The organism is Rouxiella sp. Mn2063 (assembly GCF_049319665.1).
GTDB lineage: Bacteria > Pseudomonadota > Gammaproteobacteria > Enterobacterales > Enterobacteriaceae > JBMOUD01.
Genome location: NZ_JBMOUD010000041.1, coordinates 1 through 1,016 on the forward strand (window position 1 = coordinate 1; position 1,016 = coordinate 1,016).

Here is a 1,016-nt window from a genome sequence, read left to right on the forward strand (position 1 = left end):
TCTACCTGACGCCAGGAGGATGAATGCTAACCCCAACTGAATCAGCAAACTACGAACGCAGCAGCAACATAGCCGCAGGTCTATGCGCTAAGTGCACAAAGCCTCTGGAAGTTGATGAGGTTTATGCGTGTGAGAAGTGTGAAAAAGAGATGAGAGGTGATGATGAGTAGAATTATCGCATGGTTAATTCTAGGCCGTTGGTGCGTAGTGAGCACGGCAAGAGAACAGGACTGCCACTTCAGGCATCGAAAGGATGCAGCGATGAAAGATTTCTATCTTGCGCTAGTTCAAAACAACTTCTGCGGCTCACTGCACAGTAGTTTTATCAGGAGCGACATGAAGAGAATTCTCGGTATAGGAGGATGGGATGAAACTACCCAGAAGCCGTAACTGCAAGATATGCAAAACACGGTTTAAGCCAGCAACTATGTACGAGTGGTGGTGCTGCGAAGAACACAAGGCTGATTACGCAGTAGAATTAGCGGCCAAAGCCAGGCAGAGGCGAATACAAGAACAGGAGCGACAGCGAAAGGAAGCAACTCAGCAAGAACGACGAAACCTAAAGATTAGAAAGCTCGCAGTACAACCCCTCAGTTACTTCGCAAAACAAGCACAGACCGAATTCAACGCCTTCATTCGAGAAAGAGACGCAGCGCTTCCATGTATAAGTTGTGGACGCTTTCACGATGGTCAATATCACGCAGGCCATTATCGAACTGTCGGCGCCAACCCTGAATTGCGGTTCAACGAAGATAACTGCCATAAGCAATGCTCACCTTGCAATAACCATCTGTCGGGAAACATCGAAAACTACACGCCCGCGCTCATCACGAGAATCGGTGTAGACAACTATCAGCGGCTGATGGGCAAGCACGAACCTAATCGCTACAGGCGAGAGGATTTCGAGCGCATCAGGGATGAGTACAAGGTCAAGCGTAAGGCATTAAAGCAAACCTCGGAGGCAGCATGACAGTAATCAGCATCAATCAAGCAAAGCAGCAGAGAGAGCGAGACGA

General features: G+C 48.6%; 2 protein-coding genes. Both read left to right on the forward strand.

Annotated features, from left to right (window positions below; genetic code table 11):
* The first annotated feature begins 23 nt into the window (after positions 1–23).
* Complete coding sequence (locus ACL9RG_RS22710) at positions 24–170, forward strand: protein NinF (RefSeq protein ID WP_422794913.1); 147 nt, start codon at positions 24–26, stop codon at positions 168–170.
* Between the two features lie 197 nt (positions 171–367).
* Positions 368–970: a recombination protein NinG gene (locus tag ACL9RG_RS22715; RefSeq protein ID WP_422794914.1), complete on the forward strand. Its 603-nt coding sequence runs from the start codon at positions 368–370 to the stop codon at positions 968–970.
* The last annotated feature ends 46 nt before the right edge of the window (positions 971–1,016 follow it).